This is a genomic window from Alicyclobacillus sp. ALC3 (assembly GCF_028751195.1).
In the GTDB taxonomy this organism is placed as follows: domain Bacteria; phylum Bacillota; class Bacilli; order Alicyclobacillales; family Alicyclobacillaceae; genus Alicyclobacillus_L.
Window position 1 is genome coordinate 2,534,748 of sequence record NZ_CP066784.1, and the last position, 15,308, is coordinate 2,550,055.

General features: G+C 52.7%; 14 protein-coding genes. 11 read left to right on the top strand and 3 right to left on the bottom strand.

The window, feature by feature from the left end; genetic code table 11:
* The first annotated feature begins 277 nt into the window (after window positions 1-277).
* The 4 genes from JC200_RS12035 to JC200_RS12050 all read left to right on the top strand — a co-directional run bounded on the left by JC200_RS12035 (window position 278) and on the right by JC200_RS12050 (window position 5,010).
* On the top strand, window positions 278-1,450 hold the full coding sequence (locus tag JC200_RS12035; protein WP_274431944.1) for a glycosyltransferase family 4 protein: 1,173 nt from the start codon (window positions 278-280) through the stop codon (window positions 1,448-1,450).
* Window positions 1,451-1,488: 38 nt separating this feature from the next.
* A complete protein-coding gene (locus JC200_RS12040; RefSeq protein WP_274431945.1) occupies window positions 1,489-2,571 on the top strand; it encodes a glycosyltransferase family protein in 1,083 nt (360 codons plus the stop codon).
* A gap of 92 nt (window positions 2,572-2,663) precedes the next feature.
* A complete protein-coding gene (locus tag JC200_RS12045; protein WP_274431946.1) occupies window positions 2,664-3,875 on the top strand; it encodes a glycosyltransferase in 1,212 nt (403 codons plus the stop codon).
* Between the two features lie 466 nt (window positions 3,876-4,341).
* Window positions 4,342-5,010 (top strand): L,D-transpeptidase family protein, encoded by a 669-nt coding sequence (locus JC200_RS12050; protein WP_274431947.1) that lies wholly within the window; start codon window positions 4,342-4,344, stop codon window positions 5,008-5,010.
* Window positions 5,011-5,063: 53 nt separating this feature from the next.
* On the opposite strand, the gene rfbC is transcribed toward JC200_RS12050, so the two are convergent.
* The 3 genes from rfbC to rfbB form a co-directional block, all read right to left on the bottom strand.
* Entirely contained in the window at window positions 5,064-5,621 is a 558-nt protein-coding gene (gene rfbC, locus JC200_RS12055) for a dTDP-4-dehydrorhamnose 3,5-epimerase (RefSeq protein WP_274431948.1), read from the bottom strand.
* A gap of 98 nt (window positions 5,622-5,719) precedes the next feature.
* Window positions 5,720-6,571 (bottom strand): dTDP-4-dehydrorhamnose reductase, encoded by an 852-nt coding sequence (gene rfbD / locus JC200_RS12060; protein WP_274431949.1) that lies wholly within the window; start codon window positions 6,569-6,571, stop codon window positions 5,720-5,722.
* On the bottom strand, window positions 6,568-7,590 hold the full coding sequence (gene rfbB, locus JC200_RS12065) for a dTDP-glucose 4,6-dehydratase (RefSeq protein WP_274431950.1): 1,023 nt from the start codon (window positions 7,588-7,590) through the stop codon (window positions 6,568-6,570). Before rfbB ends, rfbD begins: the two co-directional genes overlap by 4 nt.
* Before the next feature lie 244 nt (window positions 7,591-7,834).
* Between rfbB and JC200_RS12070 the strand changes: the two genes are divergently transcribed.
* From JC200_RS12070 to JC200_RS12100, 7 genes are all read left to right on the top strand, one after another.
* The gene (locus JC200_RS12070; RefSeq protein WP_274431951.1) at window positions 7,835-8,401 is read left to right on the top strand and encodes a hypothetical protein; all 567 of its coding nucleotides are present in this window, start codon (window positions 7,835-7,837) and stop codon (window positions 8,399-8,401) included.
* Between the two features lie 12 nt (window positions 8,402-8,413).
* Entirely contained in the window at window positions 8,414-8,617 is a 204-nt protein-coding gene (locus tag JC200_RS12075; protein WP_274431952.1) for a hypothetical protein, read from the top strand.
* A gap of 142 nt (window positions 8,618-8,759) precedes the next feature.
* Window positions 8,760-9,488 (top strand): sugar phosphate nucleotidyltransferase, encoded by a 729-nt coding sequence (locus JC200_RS12080; protein WP_274431953.1) that lies wholly within the window; start codon window positions 8,760-8,762, stop codon window positions 9,486-9,488.
* A 503-nt stretch (window positions 9,489-9,991) separates the two neighbouring features.
* Window positions 9,992-10,684, top strand: coding sequence for a glycosyltransferase family 2 protein (locus JC200_RS12085; protein ID WP_274431954.1), 693 nt, complete (start codon window positions 9,992-9,994; stop codon window positions 10,682-10,684).
* Window positions 10,685-11,373: 689 nt separating this feature from the next.
* Entirely contained in the window at window positions 11,374-12,369 is a 996-nt protein-coding gene (locus tag JC200_RS12090) for a glycosyltransferase family 61 protein (RefSeq protein ID WP_274431955.1), read from the top strand.
* Window positions 12,370-12,431: 62 nt separating this feature from the next.
* Window positions 12,432-13,958, top strand: a complete 1,527-nt coding sequence (locus JC200_RS12095; RefSeq protein ID WP_274431956.1) for a glycosyltransferase family 4 protein — start codon at window positions 12,432-12,434, stop codon at window positions 13,956-13,958.
* Window positions 13,959-13,970: 12 nt separating this feature from the next.
* Window positions 13,971-15,173 carry a glycosyltransferase family 4 protein gene (locus JC200_RS12100; RefSeq protein ID WP_274431957.1) on the top strand — a complete coding sequence of 401 codons (1,203 nt, stop codon included), beginning with the start codon at window positions 13,971-13,973 and terminating at the stop codon, window positions 15,171-15,173.
* Window positions 15,174-15,308: the final 135 nt, after the last annotated feature.

The window sequence follows — 15,308 nt, forward strand, 5'->3', positions numbered from 1 at the left end:
TATCCATATCAGTCATTCTCTGCTTATATGCCAAAAACACACCAATGACAGGCATCTGACTCCGTGCTCCTCCATGTACCATTTGCTTGCATTGGATTTTATGCCTCGATGGCTCTGCATGTGATCGTGTTTGGGGGCACTTGTCGGGTCGGGGGTCACACGCTCCTTCTACTTGATTCAAGACTGGACAGCCATCCATGCCGGGGTCTTGAGTGGATTCATATGATCAACTAGCTCGGGGCTGACCAGGGCGGCAAGTACCTGAAGGAGGATTTCTATGCGGCTGTTGGTTTGGTGCTCTTCGGCATCCCTAGGCGGAGGTACGAAACTGTTTAACGGTCTGGTTTCAGCTTTGGCAAAGGACGCGAACATTGAGTTTATGCGAGTGGTGTTAAACTGCCCACCTGAGATGAGGAGGGACATTCGAATTGAAAGGAATTTGAATGTGGAGATTGTAGAGTTGCCGCAGGGTGACAACTCAACCGGCCTGGAACAGGCAAGGTTACTGGCACAAGATTGCCATGTGGTGTACTTCTTTTGGCCTCATCAGCGCGAGTGGATGGACCTGCGCCGTCCAACAGTTTGTACTTTTCACGATACAACATTGTTTGACTATGTACCGCCATTTGCCGTCGGGTCTCACATCAGTGCAGAGTATAAAAGAGCTGTGCGCTGGATGTCCAATTCGACCATGGTTGTGGCTCCGTCCATACACGTCGCGTCTAGGATTCAAACGCATTTCGACGTTGTACGGGACCACATCACAGTGATTCCTCATGTCTTAATGCCTGCACCGACAAGCTCTGGGAGCATCCTTCATGAGCGGTTGAGTGAGATACCCGAAAAGTACATTCTGTATCCCGCCAATACATCACCGCACAAGAATCACGCCAATTTGTTTCTCGCCTATCAACGTTTTGCGGCTCATAATGAATATCCCCTCGTTCTCACTGGATTTTTAACAGACACACTGCGCAAGGCTCCGCCGGAATGGTCCGAGATTGCCTATATTCCCTGGTTGCAGTCCGTGATTAGGGATGCCGGGCTTCGGATTGACCGTCAGTTGTACCCGCTTGGATTCATTTCACATCAACACATGCAGTCGCTGATTCAGTTTGCCACAGCCGTAATTATGCCCAGCATTTCCGAGGGCGGAGGAAGTTACCCAGTCGAAGAGGCCCTTCAGTCTGGGACCCCCGTCCTTTGCTCGGATATTCCCGTGCTTCGCGAACAAATGGCGTCTCATACAGCGAAGGTGATATGGTTCGACCCGTGGTCTCCGGACTCGATTGCCCGCGCTCTTGAAGAACTCATCCGCGGCTACGCTGGATACAAACGCTCCGCCATCGAGGGAACGAGTAATCCCAAGATGAGCTGGGAGAAACTCGCACAGAAGTACTCCTCCACATTCAGCGAAGCGTATCTGCGCTACCGCCGTTCACTGTCATGAAACTGGTTGTCCCATCGTAGTCGTGGGGGGGAGAATCGTTGCAGAACAAGGAGCGCCGTATTCTCTGGCTATTAAATCACAAAACCTTAATGCCCTTCGAAGTTCCACTCCTGCAATCACTGGGCTTTGAAGTGTTCACCCCAAAAGTCATACCCAATCATACTGGGGATTTTCGTAGTACGATAGTTGATTTTTCGTATGACAGTGGACTAACAATTCCCGACGATGTACTTCGGAAGCTCAATTCCTTTGACTTTTATGCCGACAGACCGTGGCCTAGCGATATCACGGCGGCTTTGAATCATTACTTTGGAATAGCTATCACATGCATCATGAAGTATCCGTTTCAGGGCATCATGACGGGGTTTTCAGGAAAAGTCATCATGCGCGTCTTTGGCGTAGATAACACGATGACCTATGGAAAGGTTCTGCATCTAATTTTCGGTGAACAAGTGGATTCCTGGTTGGAAGCGGTGAAGGACCGATTTTGGTTTGGCGAGAGTTACGAGCAACTGGCGGAGTGTGAGGCTACGTTTCTTCGAGACAGGGCCCTGTTCTTACCCGTTGGTATTCCGCAAAGTGTATGGAGGTTCCAGAACACATGGCAAGGCACAGACAAGCAAGTCTTGTTTGTGTGCTCGAACATCAACGACAATCCCTACTATACAAAAGTGTACCGAGATTTCAAAGAACAATTCGGTGACTTTCCACATGTCATCGTGGGTCAACAAGGGTCTCCCGTGAGCGATTCGCATGTCTTGGCAAACGTTCGTGACGACCAACTTCGCGAATTATTTCAGCGCAGCAAAGTACTGTACTATCACTCTCACGAAGCGAGGCATCTACACTACGCGCCCGTGGAGGCAGCTATTTTCGGCACGCCAGTTGTGTTTTACAGGGATAGTCTGCTTAGGCGCATTGCTGGGGATGAGGTACACGGAGCCGTAGATAACATCCATCACGCGCGCGAGTTGGTTTCTCGGCTCTTGCAGAGCGATTGCGAGACTGTGGAAAGCTTGCGACAAAGCCAGCACGTCCTCCAATGTTCGTTCACTCGCGAGTACTGTGAACGAACATTTCGCAGAAATTTGTCGAAGCATGGCTTTCTCTTACCGTCTTGAAAATTCGCTTTGCGTGTCGTGACGTCAGCCGTTTCGTCTGCCAGGTGTTGTGCACAGTATACGCTGTCCTTTGTGGAGGGAGCGGTAGACGCATGCTGGTCGGTGCTTTACAACGCATGGTACACGTTGGGCTGTTCCTCGGATACTCCATTGACGTTGGGGAACATTTTGATGGAGAAGGAATCGGTAGATTTATCATCCGCTTGACAGACGGCTTGTTGCGGTGTAACCGCGCGCTGGTGCTGCACGTGACGACAACGGAGAGAAACTATCAAGTTGTTGAACAAGCTTTACAACGGAACCTGTCCTCGATGAATCGTACTAGGATGGTTCACCACAAATTTAGCACTGTAGAATGGGTAAATCAGCACGTTGAGGTGTGTGGATGGATTGTACCCTATATCGGCATGGAGATGGCCGTCGGACTAGAGCGACCGTTTATTGTGTCTCTCCACGACTTGGTGTACTTGCATTTCCCGGATGTGTACGACAAAGCTCACCCGGGTTTTTTTGAACCGTTTGGACGAGTCGTAGATGCCGTCACAAGTCGGGCATCTAAGGTGGTTTTCCATTCGGACTTTACACGTAATCATGAAGGAATGGTTTTCCTGCAGACTCCTCCCTCAAAGGCGCATGTCATTCGGCTTGCGGCTCCCATCGAAGAGTACAGGTCCTTTGGAGTCAGTGTTGAAGATGTCTTTAGAAACCACTATGGTTTGTTTCAGCCCTACATCGTGTACCCGTCGATGATTCGACTGCACAAAAACCATGTCCGCCTCATTCAAGCGTTCTTGAATTTCCGGCAGTCTGCTGTAGGGTCAAAGTCCAACCTCAAACTTGTGCTGACAGACTGCCTTCAGAACCGGCCACAGCATGACGAAATTTCGCAGTTACTGGCGGATTGCAGGAGTGAATCCGATAGAAACAGTGTCGTTTTCTTGGGGAGAGTGGCGGCGCAAGACCTTCCGTCTCTGTATAAATACAGCGTCGGCACAATAATTCCCACGTTGTTTGAAGGCGGTTTTCCATTCCAAGTATTGGAGTCCGTGGTAATGAACACACCGGCGGCAGTTAGCCGAATCGAGGTTATCAGGGAGTCATTGCCTAACTTGGACGCGTTTATGGCATTTGATCCCTATTCACTAGAGGAACTTGAGTCGGCGATTTCAAATCTGTGGAAACTTGGTGGTAGCCTTGTTCCAGCACAACAGGCTGCCACACGACACTTGTTGAAGAGGACTTGGACACAAGTCGCTGCAGACTATTGTCAATTGCTCATGTCAACGGTCAGTGAATCGCAATGAACCCAACCACGAAGGGTTTGCGTATGACGAATGCTCGTCAAGTCAATGCGAATAGTCCGCTACCGTTTTTGATCGACTGAACCTACTGATGCACTGGAAGGTCGAGTTTATGTAGCCTTCGATAATTCAACGCCCAATTTCTGCGTAGCCGCCGAAAGCGTCAAACGGTCGCTGGTCGACATCTAGCGTCCCCATGCATGTTTCTGCGCTTCCTTGATCAGGCTAACCGCTAACTGACATGGAAAGGTGCGGTCCTCATGGCATGTTTTCCTGCACGCGCCGTCAAACGAAGTGTCAAGAGCACCGCAAGGCGCATTGCCAATCAAACGCTTGACACGCGCGAGTTTGCGGTCCGTTCACCGTTTACGGCGACAACTTGTGTTCCCGTGTACACCAACTCGGCGAGGTGGGGGTCGACGGACCGATCTAAACGGGAGTACGCGTGCCAGCCACGAGATTTCGTATCATGATGCGGGCGATCACGGTCGTCGTCGGGTGGGTCGCAGCGATCGCGATCGGCTGTACGCCAAGCCCTGCCCTCGCGGAACGCACCGTCAACGCGCCATCAAACACACACTCCTTCATCGTCGTCGACACGAACCAGAATCGCCTGACTCTGTATGAGGCAGGAGTTCCGGTTCAAATGTACAGCGTGGGGCTCGGGCGACCTGCGTCACCCACGCCCATTGGCGAGTGGCAGATCACGGACAAACAGCGTGACTGGGGCGGCGGCTTTGGTACCCGCTGGATGCGTATTAACGTGCCGTGGGGCATCTACGGGATCCACGGGACAAACAAGCCACACCTAGTTGGTGGTGACGTCAGCAGCGGCTGCATCCGTATGCGCAACCAAGATGTCGAGCAGCTATACGACCGCGTGGGCGTAGGGACGCCCGTGGTGATTGAAGGGAATCCGCTGCGCTATTCGCGGCGCCTGGAGTACGGAAACATCGGATCAGATGTGCTGCTTGTGCAGGACAGGCTGAGACGGCTCGGGTACTATCAAGGTCCGCGAGACGGCAAGTTTGGTTCTGCGACGGAGGAGGCACTGAAGAAGTTTGAGGCAGCCAAAGGGCTGCCTGTTGATGGGGTTGTTGGAATTGTCGATTACCGGGCGCTTGGCTTGGAAGAATAGTTAGTGTGCGGCTCATATGCACCTGGTGTCGTGTTCGTGGATGGTTGATCGCCTCATGTGGGTGAATTCGTTCCAGTTTCCGCCTCGCGAAGTCGAGGGTAGGACACATCCTTTTGCGACAGAATAGGTGCTGAATACGGCCATGGAATGCCAAGCTCAGGGTCGTTCCAGGCGATTCCTCGTTCGTGTGTCGGTGAGTAGAACTCGTCTACCTTGTACAGCACCTCAGTATTCGGGACTAGAGTACAAAAACCATGAGCGAATCCTCTCGGGACTAGCAAAAGCCGGTTGTTGTCTTCGGTCAGTACGATACTTGACCATCGGCCGTACGTTGAAGAGCCTGTTCGTAGGTCAACGAACACGTCGTAAATCGCACCCCGCAAAACGCGAATCAGCTTGGCTTGTGCTTTCGGGGGCAATTGATAGTGAAGCCCTCGCAAGGTGCCAGACTGTGTGGAGAGCGACTGGTTATCCTGAACGAACTCGTTCGTAACTCCGTGTTTCGTGAACACGTCTCGATGATAGACCTCACTAAAATGACCCCGATTGTCCGCAAAAGTCTTCCATTCTAAGACCACTGCGCCTGACAGTGGCGTAGGCATTACGACCATGCTGTTCCCCCATTTCTACTTTTACATGTCCGTTCTACTGTTGTATGTCCGTTTGTGCATTCTTCTATTGCCGTTCACAGAGACTCGTTGCGCTGCTACTAGGTTGTATGCTGCTTGTCGCGAAAGTAAGCAGCCAAAGCGTCACGCCAGTCGCGCAGCGGGGTGAAGCCAGCAGTCTGCATGGTTGTGCTGTGAAGAGCAGAACTCAGGGGCCTACGCGCTGACTGCGGGAATTCGGCCGACGTACAAGGGATTACTCGGACATCTCTCCTCGCACAGCGGAAAATCTCTTTTGCGAACTCGTACCAGGAACACGTGCCCGCATTCGACGCGTGATAGATGCCGTAGTGGTCTGTATCCAGAAGTTGCACGATAAAACCCGCCAAATCTCGGGCATACGTGGGGCTGCCCGTCTGGTCGTTGACAACCTGAAGCACCCCTTGGTGTTCAGCTAGGGCGAGTATTTTGGTAACGAAGTTTGCGCCGTACTGACCATACAGCCATGAGGTCCGGACGACAAAGTGAGCGGGAGTTCCCGATTGCGCAAGGACCTCGCCGAACCATTTAGACTGTCCGTAGACATTGATGGGGCTAGGGCGATCGGTCTCTCGGTACGCCCCGTCCGACGTGCCGTCAAAGACGTAGTCGGTGCTGATGTAACACACTTTAGCGCCGACTCGGCGTGCAGCCTCAACGACGTTGCGGGTGCCAAGGGCGTTGACACGCAAAGCCTGTAAAGCATCGGTCTCCGCGCGGTCGACGGAGGTATAAGCTGCTGCGTGCACGACCGCATCAGGGCGGAGGTCCTCGAATACAGATTGCACACAGTCCACGTTACAAACGTCCAACTGGTGCCTGTTGTACCCCACCATCCTGAGGTGCTCCTGCGGACCTTGCAGCAATTCTTGACCAAGCTGGCCGTCAGCTCCCGTGACCAATACCGTCTTCATTGTTCATCTCCTGCCTTTCGTGCCCCGCCGGGTTCCGCGTCGTGATACGTACCTGACAGTATGGGGCGCCACCACCATTCGTTCGCCACGTACCAGCGCACGGTACTCAACAGAGCCTGTTGAAACGAATACTGCGGGGTCCATCCTAACTCACGCGTGATTTTGCTAGCGTCCGTGGCGTAGCGACGGTCATGGCCAGGACGGTCATCGACATATTGGATCAAAGACTCTGGTTTGTTCAGGTAGTGTAGGACCAACCGGGCGACCTCTAGATTTGTTCGCTCGTTGTCACAGCCAACGTTGTATACCTCCCCGACCTGACCATGCTGAAGTACGAAATCGATGGCGCGGCAGTGGTCGTCGACGTACAGCCAGTCGCGGATGTTCAGCCCGTCACCGTACAGCGAGACCGGTTTGTTCTGCAGCGCTTGCGTGATCATGCGTGGAATCAGCTTCTCAGGGAACTGGTACGGACCGAAGTTGTTTGAGCAACGGGTGATTTGAGCAGGTACGCCGTACGTCCGAGAATACGCCCCGACCAAGAGGTCGGCGGCTGCCTTACTTGCTGAGTAGGGGTTGTTTGGGTGCAGTGCTGTATCTTCGACAAACTTCCCGGTAGCAGGCAATGATCCGTAGACTTCGTCTGTCGACACGTGGACAAATCGACGGACCGGATGGCGGCGGATGGCCTCTAGCAACGTGTGCGTACCAACAACGTTGGTTCGGATAAACTCCCGCGAATCGACAATGCTTCTGTCGACGTGGGATTCCGCGGCAAAATGGACGACGAAGTCGACGCCGAGACGCAGGACGTTCTCTACATCTTGTGCATTTGCGACGTCGCCTTGTACGAAGCGGTAGTTCGGACTCGCTGCGAATCTCTTCAATGTTGCAGGGTGCGCTGCATAGGTCATGGCATCCAAGTTGATGAACTCGTCTCCCGGATGTTGCGTCAGGCCGCGCGCAATGAACCGGCTACCGATGAAGCCTGCACCACCTGTGATCAACCATATGGCCATACGACTTATCACCTCTTGGTCAGATAGGGTTAGCTCCGTATGTTGGACCGCCAACCGTCAGGACGACGCAGTCGTGTCCACGCTTAGTGTATGTGCGCAATGGCGGAACGTTTTGACTTGCACCTACTTGTTCTTCCTGAGTCCGGCCGGGATGGGACAAAGGCACATTTTTTGTACTTGCCTACACGAGATTGAACGACGTACATATTTCTGGTGCATAGACAAGTATTGGAGGTGGCCACGATTGGCGAACGTAGGTGCAGTCCGTGTGCGCAAAATCACTGTTGGCGAGGTTAAGGTGGGGCGCGTCGTTCGAGTGAAGAGCGGTGGGGCTAGCAGGTGTGGGAGACGCGAAGACCCTTACTTGCTCATTCGTAGACTGAAACATGAATTCAGACACTTTAAGCGGACGGTCGAGCGCGAGCAGGCTGAACAGAACAGAAAGATCGAGCGGTTGTCCCACCAGGTCAGGCACCTGTATAGGGACATCGAAGAGTTGCGTGAAGAAATCCGTAGGTTGCAGACCCGTGTTGCGGCCTTAGAGGCAGCCATCGCGGTGCTGCAGACCGAAATTGCGGCGCTACAAACAGAAGTTGCGACGCTGCGGACAGAGATTGAGAGCGGCATTATCCCGAACCCGGCGCTACAAGCATACTTCGAGTCAAAGTTAAACCAAACCGTCACTGTGACGACACCCGACGGGAATATTTCAGGCGTGGTGATCGTCGTTGGCACCGATGCTGTCGAGATTCGCGAAGCAGGTGGAGATATCGTGATTATCCCGTACAGCAAGGTGACTGCAGTTTCATAAGGAGGCATTGGTATGACCTTTCAAGAAATGTTGGCGTCGTTTCTTGGCAGACTTGCGGAGGTAGCGGTTCCGAACCAGTTTTTCGAAGGAACCATCTACCGAGTTGGCACATTGAATTTGACTCTGCAATCTATACCACCCATCTACGGACCGCCGACTGAGACTGTGATTCCCTATATCAATATCGACTATGTCCGCATCCTTGTGAGTGCCTGACGCAGGCTCACTCGGCAACCCGTCGCGGTTTAGAAAATGTACCATTGGAGCCCGCCAAGGAAGTTTCACCACTTCCTGGCGGGCTCACCCCGGTGGGTCATCGCAGGTGGTAATAGCGCTATTTGAGACGGGAGTGTGTGTGATGAAAGGTGTCATTTTGGCCGGAGGGACGGGAACTCGGTTGGCTCCCCTGACCCATCTGTTTAACAAACACCTGCTTCCGGTGGGGCGGTACCCGATGATTGTGCATCCATTTATGCAAATGGTGAATTCCGGGGTGCAAGACGTTCTCGTTGTCACTTCACCCGACACCGTGGGCTTCTTGGCCCGGCTCATCGGGGATGGTCATAGGCAAGGAGTTCAGGTGTCCTATCGGGTACAAGAACATCCTGGGGGCATCGCGCATGGATTGGCGCTGGCTCGGGATTTTGTCGGTGAGCATCCGTGTCTGGTTATACTCGGCGACAACATTCTGACGGACAACCTGAAACCGTATGTGGAAAGCTTTCGCGCTGCGCCACAAGGTGCACACATCTTTGTGAAGGCTGTTGACGACCCGACTCGCTACGGCGTCGCAGAGGTGCGTGGCAATCAGGTAACGCGCATTGTGGAGAAGCCGAAGCAGCCAAAAAGCAATTATGCTGTAACTGGAATTTACTTGTACGATGAAAGGGTTTTTGCCGTAATCGATCGCTTATCTCCATCGGGACGCGGGGAATATGAGATTACCGATGTCAACAACGACTATATCGGGCGCCACGCGATGTCACATACAGTACTCACCGGGGACTGGGTCGACGCGGGAACCTTTTCCTCGATGCAGGTCGCGAATCAATTGATGCAGGATTGCACGTATCCGGAGTTTGCCTGAGCGACAAACGCGCATCGAAATGGGGCGGGGTATGGCACACTCGTCCCGTGCTTTTTCATTTCACCTTGTTCACTTCGCATCACTGAAAGCGTGTCGAGCTCTTCATCACCCACGCATTTACGAGAATGTGAGTAGGAATCTGTGGCCTTTCAATCCCCTCTGTGTCAGCTTTCCGGTAAACGGCAGGAAGAACTCGTGTGGCAAGAGCAGCTGATTCTCGCGTTTTTGGTACATGTGGGCACCGTCCAAGTGCAAGGTTTTACGGTCCGATCATCGAAATCCTTGCATATAACTTCGACATTCACACCCGAAAGGCCTTGCTACGGCGCCGATTTTCGGTCATTCAGCAGCCCCTAATTTGAGATGACGCTCCCTTTGCAGCCCTTTTCGTGTGCTTTCCAGGCTTCTAGCGTGTCCGTTTCGCGTGCTTATTGCTTACGTTAAATAACGCAATGTTACTTGTAAAACACTCGTTATCACTCTGGAGTCGGAGGTGAGGGCATGTGAAGGTGAGCGTTATATTGAATAGTTATAATAGGCCTAAGCTAATCCGTCTTGCCGTAGAAAGTGTGCAAAAACAAACATATCCACATTGGGAATTGTTTATTGTCGATGACAATTCAAATGAAGACACTAAAAGCGTGTTGGCCGACCTCGCAAAAAACGAGCCGAAATGTACTGTGATTCAATCGAATGTTAAGGAGGAAGATCGCTCTAAAACAACGCGTTATGCAACGTGTATCAATATGGCCATTCCGCAATTGACCGGAGATTTAGTCACCTATTTGACGGATGATGATATATATTATCCAGACAGGTTCCAACAAATGGTTAGGGTGTTTGTGTCTAATCCCGATATATACGTGGTATATGGTCGTCAACGTCTTACTGGTATTGACCGTGGTCAAACTGTTGAGCTTGGAATTCGGAGTGCAGTTGGCGTTACTAGAACTCCAGCTAGCCACATAGACCATTGTTCTGTGATGCATCGTAAAAGTTGTTTTAATTTTGTTCCACGTTGGAATGATGATCCTTTGTTATGGTGTGCTGCAGACTCAATTTTTTTTACTGAATTAGCTGAGTACTATGCATTTTATCCCGTGGATTTCATAACCGATGAACATCGCCAACACTTTGATGGAGTACAGGCAAAGCTAGGACATGGGGTTAATCCGTGGGAAGGAAATTTTGAGTAATTGGGTTCATGTCACGAAACGGACATTTTTGTACGCAAAAGGATTTTATGTCATGCAACGACTCGCCATCCCAGCATAGCTACAATACCGTCTGAATGAATTGTACCTCACACGCTTAGTAACATGGGAGACTTTTCGCTTTACAAGCACACACGCCCACTGGGATATCGTAACGCAGCGATGCAATCTTGCGTCGGTGGGCTGTCCCACGCTCCGCCGCACGCCCAAAGCATCTCATCGTTGATCAACACAAAATCAAGATTTTCAAAGAGTCCTTCGTTCTGACCCATGTCAGCGCCAAGAAAGCGCAAGACTCCCGCCGCTGCGCTTGAGCTACAGCGATGCAGAGCGAAGACGAGAAACAGTTTTTAGCATGTGTCATCACGAGAGCCTCCCGCCTATCATTCCTCAGTGTGTTGGATCCTCCTACGTTGGGCCAGCAGAGGTCGACACCGACATGCAGCCAATCCGCGCTAGGTTTGGTACGTCAGGTCAGTGTCCAAATGATGGGGCTATCCGCGCTATCCCACTCGAACGGGGACGCCCGTTCATATAGTGGGACCAACGTCGAGTTACGTGTGATTTAACATGCGGATAACTTCAAGGACCAAAGGTCTACGTTCAAAAACCGGCTCAAAGTGCAGGTGACGACTGTGTTTGGAAGTAGCAATATCCTGACGGGGTTCTACTTGAATACACGAGACTACATGGCTGAGCGCGTGTCTGCACCCGGGCATCATTACCTGCCTGTCCACGCTGGGCACGGCAGCATTGATGATTTTGTAGCCGTCCTTCCACATGGCCGCGTGTGGGGTGACGCAGGTTGTGTCGTTACGCCAAATCACAAAATCCTCTGGGATGTCTCTCACGAATGGGACCTCACACCAGGAAGGCACTCGATTTTAGAGCGGCGTGAACTGCCAAGAGTAAAGTACACGGCGGCAACTGTTGCCGTATTGGCGAAAATAGGGGCTCAAAATTACTACCACTGGATGTTCGACGTGCTACCTCGCGTCCATCTGTTGCGCACGGCGCAAGTTGCTATTGAAAAGTATGTCGTACCGCATCCTCTGGCTGCGTTTCAACTCGACACTCTGGAGGCAGTTGGAATCGGGAAAGACCAGCTGATTTTAGCCGATCCGGAATTCCATCTCGAATCTGAGCGGCTTGTAGTGCCGTCGTTACCGCGAGAAGCGAAGTGGGCGTGCGAGTTCACTCGTGAGCAGCTCTTACAGTTTGCATGCCCAGGACACCAGGAGCAGCACCGGCGTTTGTACATCAGTCGGAAGCATTGCATTGGGCGAACGGTTGTGAACGAAGGTGACCTTTTGCAGGCGCTTGACGCGTTCGGATTTCAGGTCGTCACGCCTGAGGCGATGACGGTGGCGGAACAAATTCAGACTTTTTCGGAGGCCGAAATCATTGTCGGACCACAAGGGACCGCGTTCACCAACCTGTTTTTCAGCCAACCCGGCACGCCGGTAGTCGAACTGATGTCGCCAACCTTTTTCATCACGAGTACCGAGAAAATCAGTTCTTACCTAGGGACTAACTATCACCGTATCTTGGGCAAAGCCTTACACAATGACCGGTATCCACGCAACGAGAGTTACTGGCACGGACTCGATAATATTTGGGTGGACGTTGCCCATGTGGTCAATACGGTGAGGGGCTGTTTGTCGTAACCGTGAAACAGTCCTCTCAGTGACACATGCAGGTATCCGACAGGGGTCTGGGGGGATGCGAATTGAGAATACTTATTGCCGCTGCATTTCCGCTCCACCGTGCGGGGGGGATAGGTACGTATGTTCGGGAACTGAGGAGCGGATTGGAAGCTCACGGGCATTTCGTTCATGTATTCGCACCCCACTCGAGTCTTGCGATGAAATTTGCCCTCGACGGGGACGTTGTCGATGCAGATGCCATTCGTCGGCTAGTCTATCCGGTCATTCGACAGTATGTCCGTCACGGGCTTCCTCGCCAACCGCGTTCCTTGGTGGAGTACCTCGAGATGGAGCGCTACTGCTTGGAGGCGGCGGCTCTCTACTTTGGAATTTCCAGTTTCGACGTAATTCACGCGCAGGACGCGTTAACCGCTCTTGCACTTGCACGGGTAAAATCGCCGCTAACACCGCTGATTACGACCTTACACAGTAGTATGTCTGCGGAGTTTCTGATTCAGGGGCGGTTGGAGAGCACAGACAGGGCGCAACAGACGTACGTGCAGTTGCTTGAACAAGCGAGTGTGATGGCGAGCGATAAGGTCATCGTGCCGTCACGTTGGCTGCGAAATCTTTTGCTGCAGCGGTTACAGGTGGAAAGTGAGCGCCTCGCAGTCATTCGCTCCGGACTCGACGTCTCAACATTCCTGAGCCGTGCCAACGAGTCCGGTTCGCTCCGCCTCCCGCATGGCAGAAAACTCATTGTTTGTGCGGCGCGGTTAGACGCTCTAAAGGGCCATGAGCACCTCTTTGACGCCCTCGTAAAACTGCAGCGGCTCCGAACTGACTGGGTGTGTTGGCTGCTTGGGGACGGCCTGCTCAGGGAACGCCTGCAAGAGCGCGTGAAGAGATTGGGGCTTCGTCGTCAGGTTTTATTTGCAGGTGAACAACCAGACGTCGCACCGTATCTGAAGGCAGCGGATGTTGTCGTGTTGAGCAGTGTGCAAGAAAACCTCCCTTATGTGGTGATGGAGGCCCAGGTTGTCGGGACACCCGTGGTTGCGACGGATGTAGGAGGGATTCCGGAAATGATTACACACGGGGACACAGGCTTGCTATCGTCAGCTCGGGACAGTGAGGCCCTGTGTCGGAACATCAACTGTGTGCTTTCGGACCCGACGGTGGCCCGCCGCATCTCTGGTCAAGCGCAGGACTTTGCAAATCGTGCGTGGCCAAAGGAAAGAATGATGTCCGACCTTCTCTCGACGTATCAGGACGCCTTGTCGGCGAGTCGAGAGGAGGGGCAGGAACTGCATCGTGACGGCCCGGACAATCAAACGTGGACTGCAGGCAACGAGATACGCTCGCAGACTGCAGACAACGAAGTACGCCCGCAGACTGGGAGAAGGCACCTGGTTCGGGCAAAGGACTATCAATCTCTGTTCTCGCGGGCCTTTGAATTTGAATCTGTGAGGGTTCAATCCTCCGTATGGGACCGAGTGATGGCAGGTGCGCCAGCGGGGTATCAAATTCCTGATTCGCTTTTGAACGATTGTTTATCCTTGACAACAGACATTCCACTTCAGCGGTTACCGGAACAACATCGACGATGAGGAGGCTACGTGGTGAACATCTTGATTGCTACGATATACTCCTTCCCTCAAATGGGCGGTCTGGGAAGCTATATCAGACAACTCGCCGATGGCCTTCAACAACGTGGGCACAGTGTTGAGATTCTCGCGTGTAGCCCGGACTTTTCTGGGTACTACACGATTACTGACAAGAAGCTAATACTGACGAGTGCGATCTGTACACAGAGCTTTTACGAGTCACACCCAGAGGTCGCACCGGGTCGTACAACCGTGACGGAGTGGATTAAAGGTCGTGAACTGGAGCGTCTGACCTTTCAAGCGGCTGCAGCGTCTTTTAACTTGGCCGGCTATGACCTGATTCACACGCAAGACGTCATTGCAACGCGTGCCATGATGGGGGTGGCGGGGGGCTCTATTCCCATTGTTCAAACCATTCACGGGTCATTCACACACCAGTTGACGCTGGAGCACTCCACGTCCATTCGCAACACAGACATATGGAGGTACGCAGTCGAGCTGGAGCGGGTAAGTGTGGAATCGAGTGTCATGACATTGCTACCGTCGCGGTGGATGAAAAACCTCCTTGCGACGCACGCCGGCGCGCCTGTAGACAAGATGCATGTCGTTCCGAACGGAATCGATGTGGACGCATTTCGCGGGAGCATTGGCGAACAACCGCGCGCTAAGACGAAAGTTATCGCTTGTGTCGGTCATTTGACCAAGCTGAAAGGGCAACAATACCTTCTCCGGGCGCTCTCTACACTAGCTAAACGGCGTGCGGAGTGGGAGTGTTGGTTCATTGGCGACGGACCAGACAGGGTCAGTTTGGAGTCTCTTAGTATGAGTCTAGGGCTTAATGAACGTGTCAGGTTCTTGGGCAGGCGAACCGACATCCCAGCGCTGCTCGGCCAATCTGACGTAGTCGCGTTGCCGAGCTTGATGGAAAACTGCCCATACTCGGTGATTGAAGCCCAGGTGGCCGGGAAAGTCGTGATCGCATCGGCTGTCGGGGGTGTCCCAGAGATGATTGAGCACGGCAAAACGGGATTTCTTGTCCCGGCCAGGGATGCCCGCGCTTTGAGCGCCACTTTGCTGAATGTGCTCGACGACGAAGGCCTGCGCCGCCAAATCAGGGCTAACTGTGAGCTCCAGAGCTATCATCGCTGGTCGACGCAGACGATGGTGAACCGTGTTCACAGACTTTATTCTACGGCGTTTCCTGGTGGTTTTTCCTAAACATCCCGCACGTGTCGCGGGCAGTTGAGAGCGGTACAGCGATTCCCCCCAGTACCACTTCCCCCGGGATTGTGCTATTTTTAAGTGGAATCACTGTCTAAGACATAAGCTCGTCGCGTCGTCTCGTACTTTTGT

Coding starts and splice junctions, on each gene's coding strand:
- JC200_RS12035 (WP_274431944.1), top strand. CDS start 278: ATGCGGCTGTTGGTTTGGTGCTCTTCGGCATCCCTAGGCGGAGGTACG.
- JC200_RS12045 (WP_274431946.1), top strand. CDS start 2,664: ATGCTGGTCGGTGCTTTACAACGCATGGTACACGTTGGGCTGTTCCTC.
- JC200_RS12050 (WP_274431947.1), top strand. CDS start 4,342: ATGATGCGGGCGATCACGGTCGTCGTCGGGTGGGTCGCAGCGATCGCG.
- rfbC (WP_274431948.1), bottom strand. CDS start 5,621: ATGGTCGTAATGCCTACGCCACTGTCAGGCGCAGTGGTCTTAGAATGG.
- JC200_RS12075 (WP_274431952.1), top strand. CDS start 8,414: ATGACCTTTCAAGAAATGTTGGCGTCGTTTCTTGGCAGACTTGCGGAG.
- rfbB (WP_274431950.1), bottom strand. CDS start 7,590: ATGGCCATATGGTTGATCACAGGTGGTGCAGGCTTCATCGGTAGCCGG.
- JC200_RS12080 (WP_274431953.1), top strand. CDS start 8,760: ATGAAAGGTGTCATTTTGGCCGGAGGGACGGGAACTCGGTTGGCTCCC.
- rfbD (WP_274431949.1), bottom strand. CDS start 6,571: ATGAAGACGGTATTGGTCACGGGAGCTGACGGCCAGCTTGGTCAAGAA.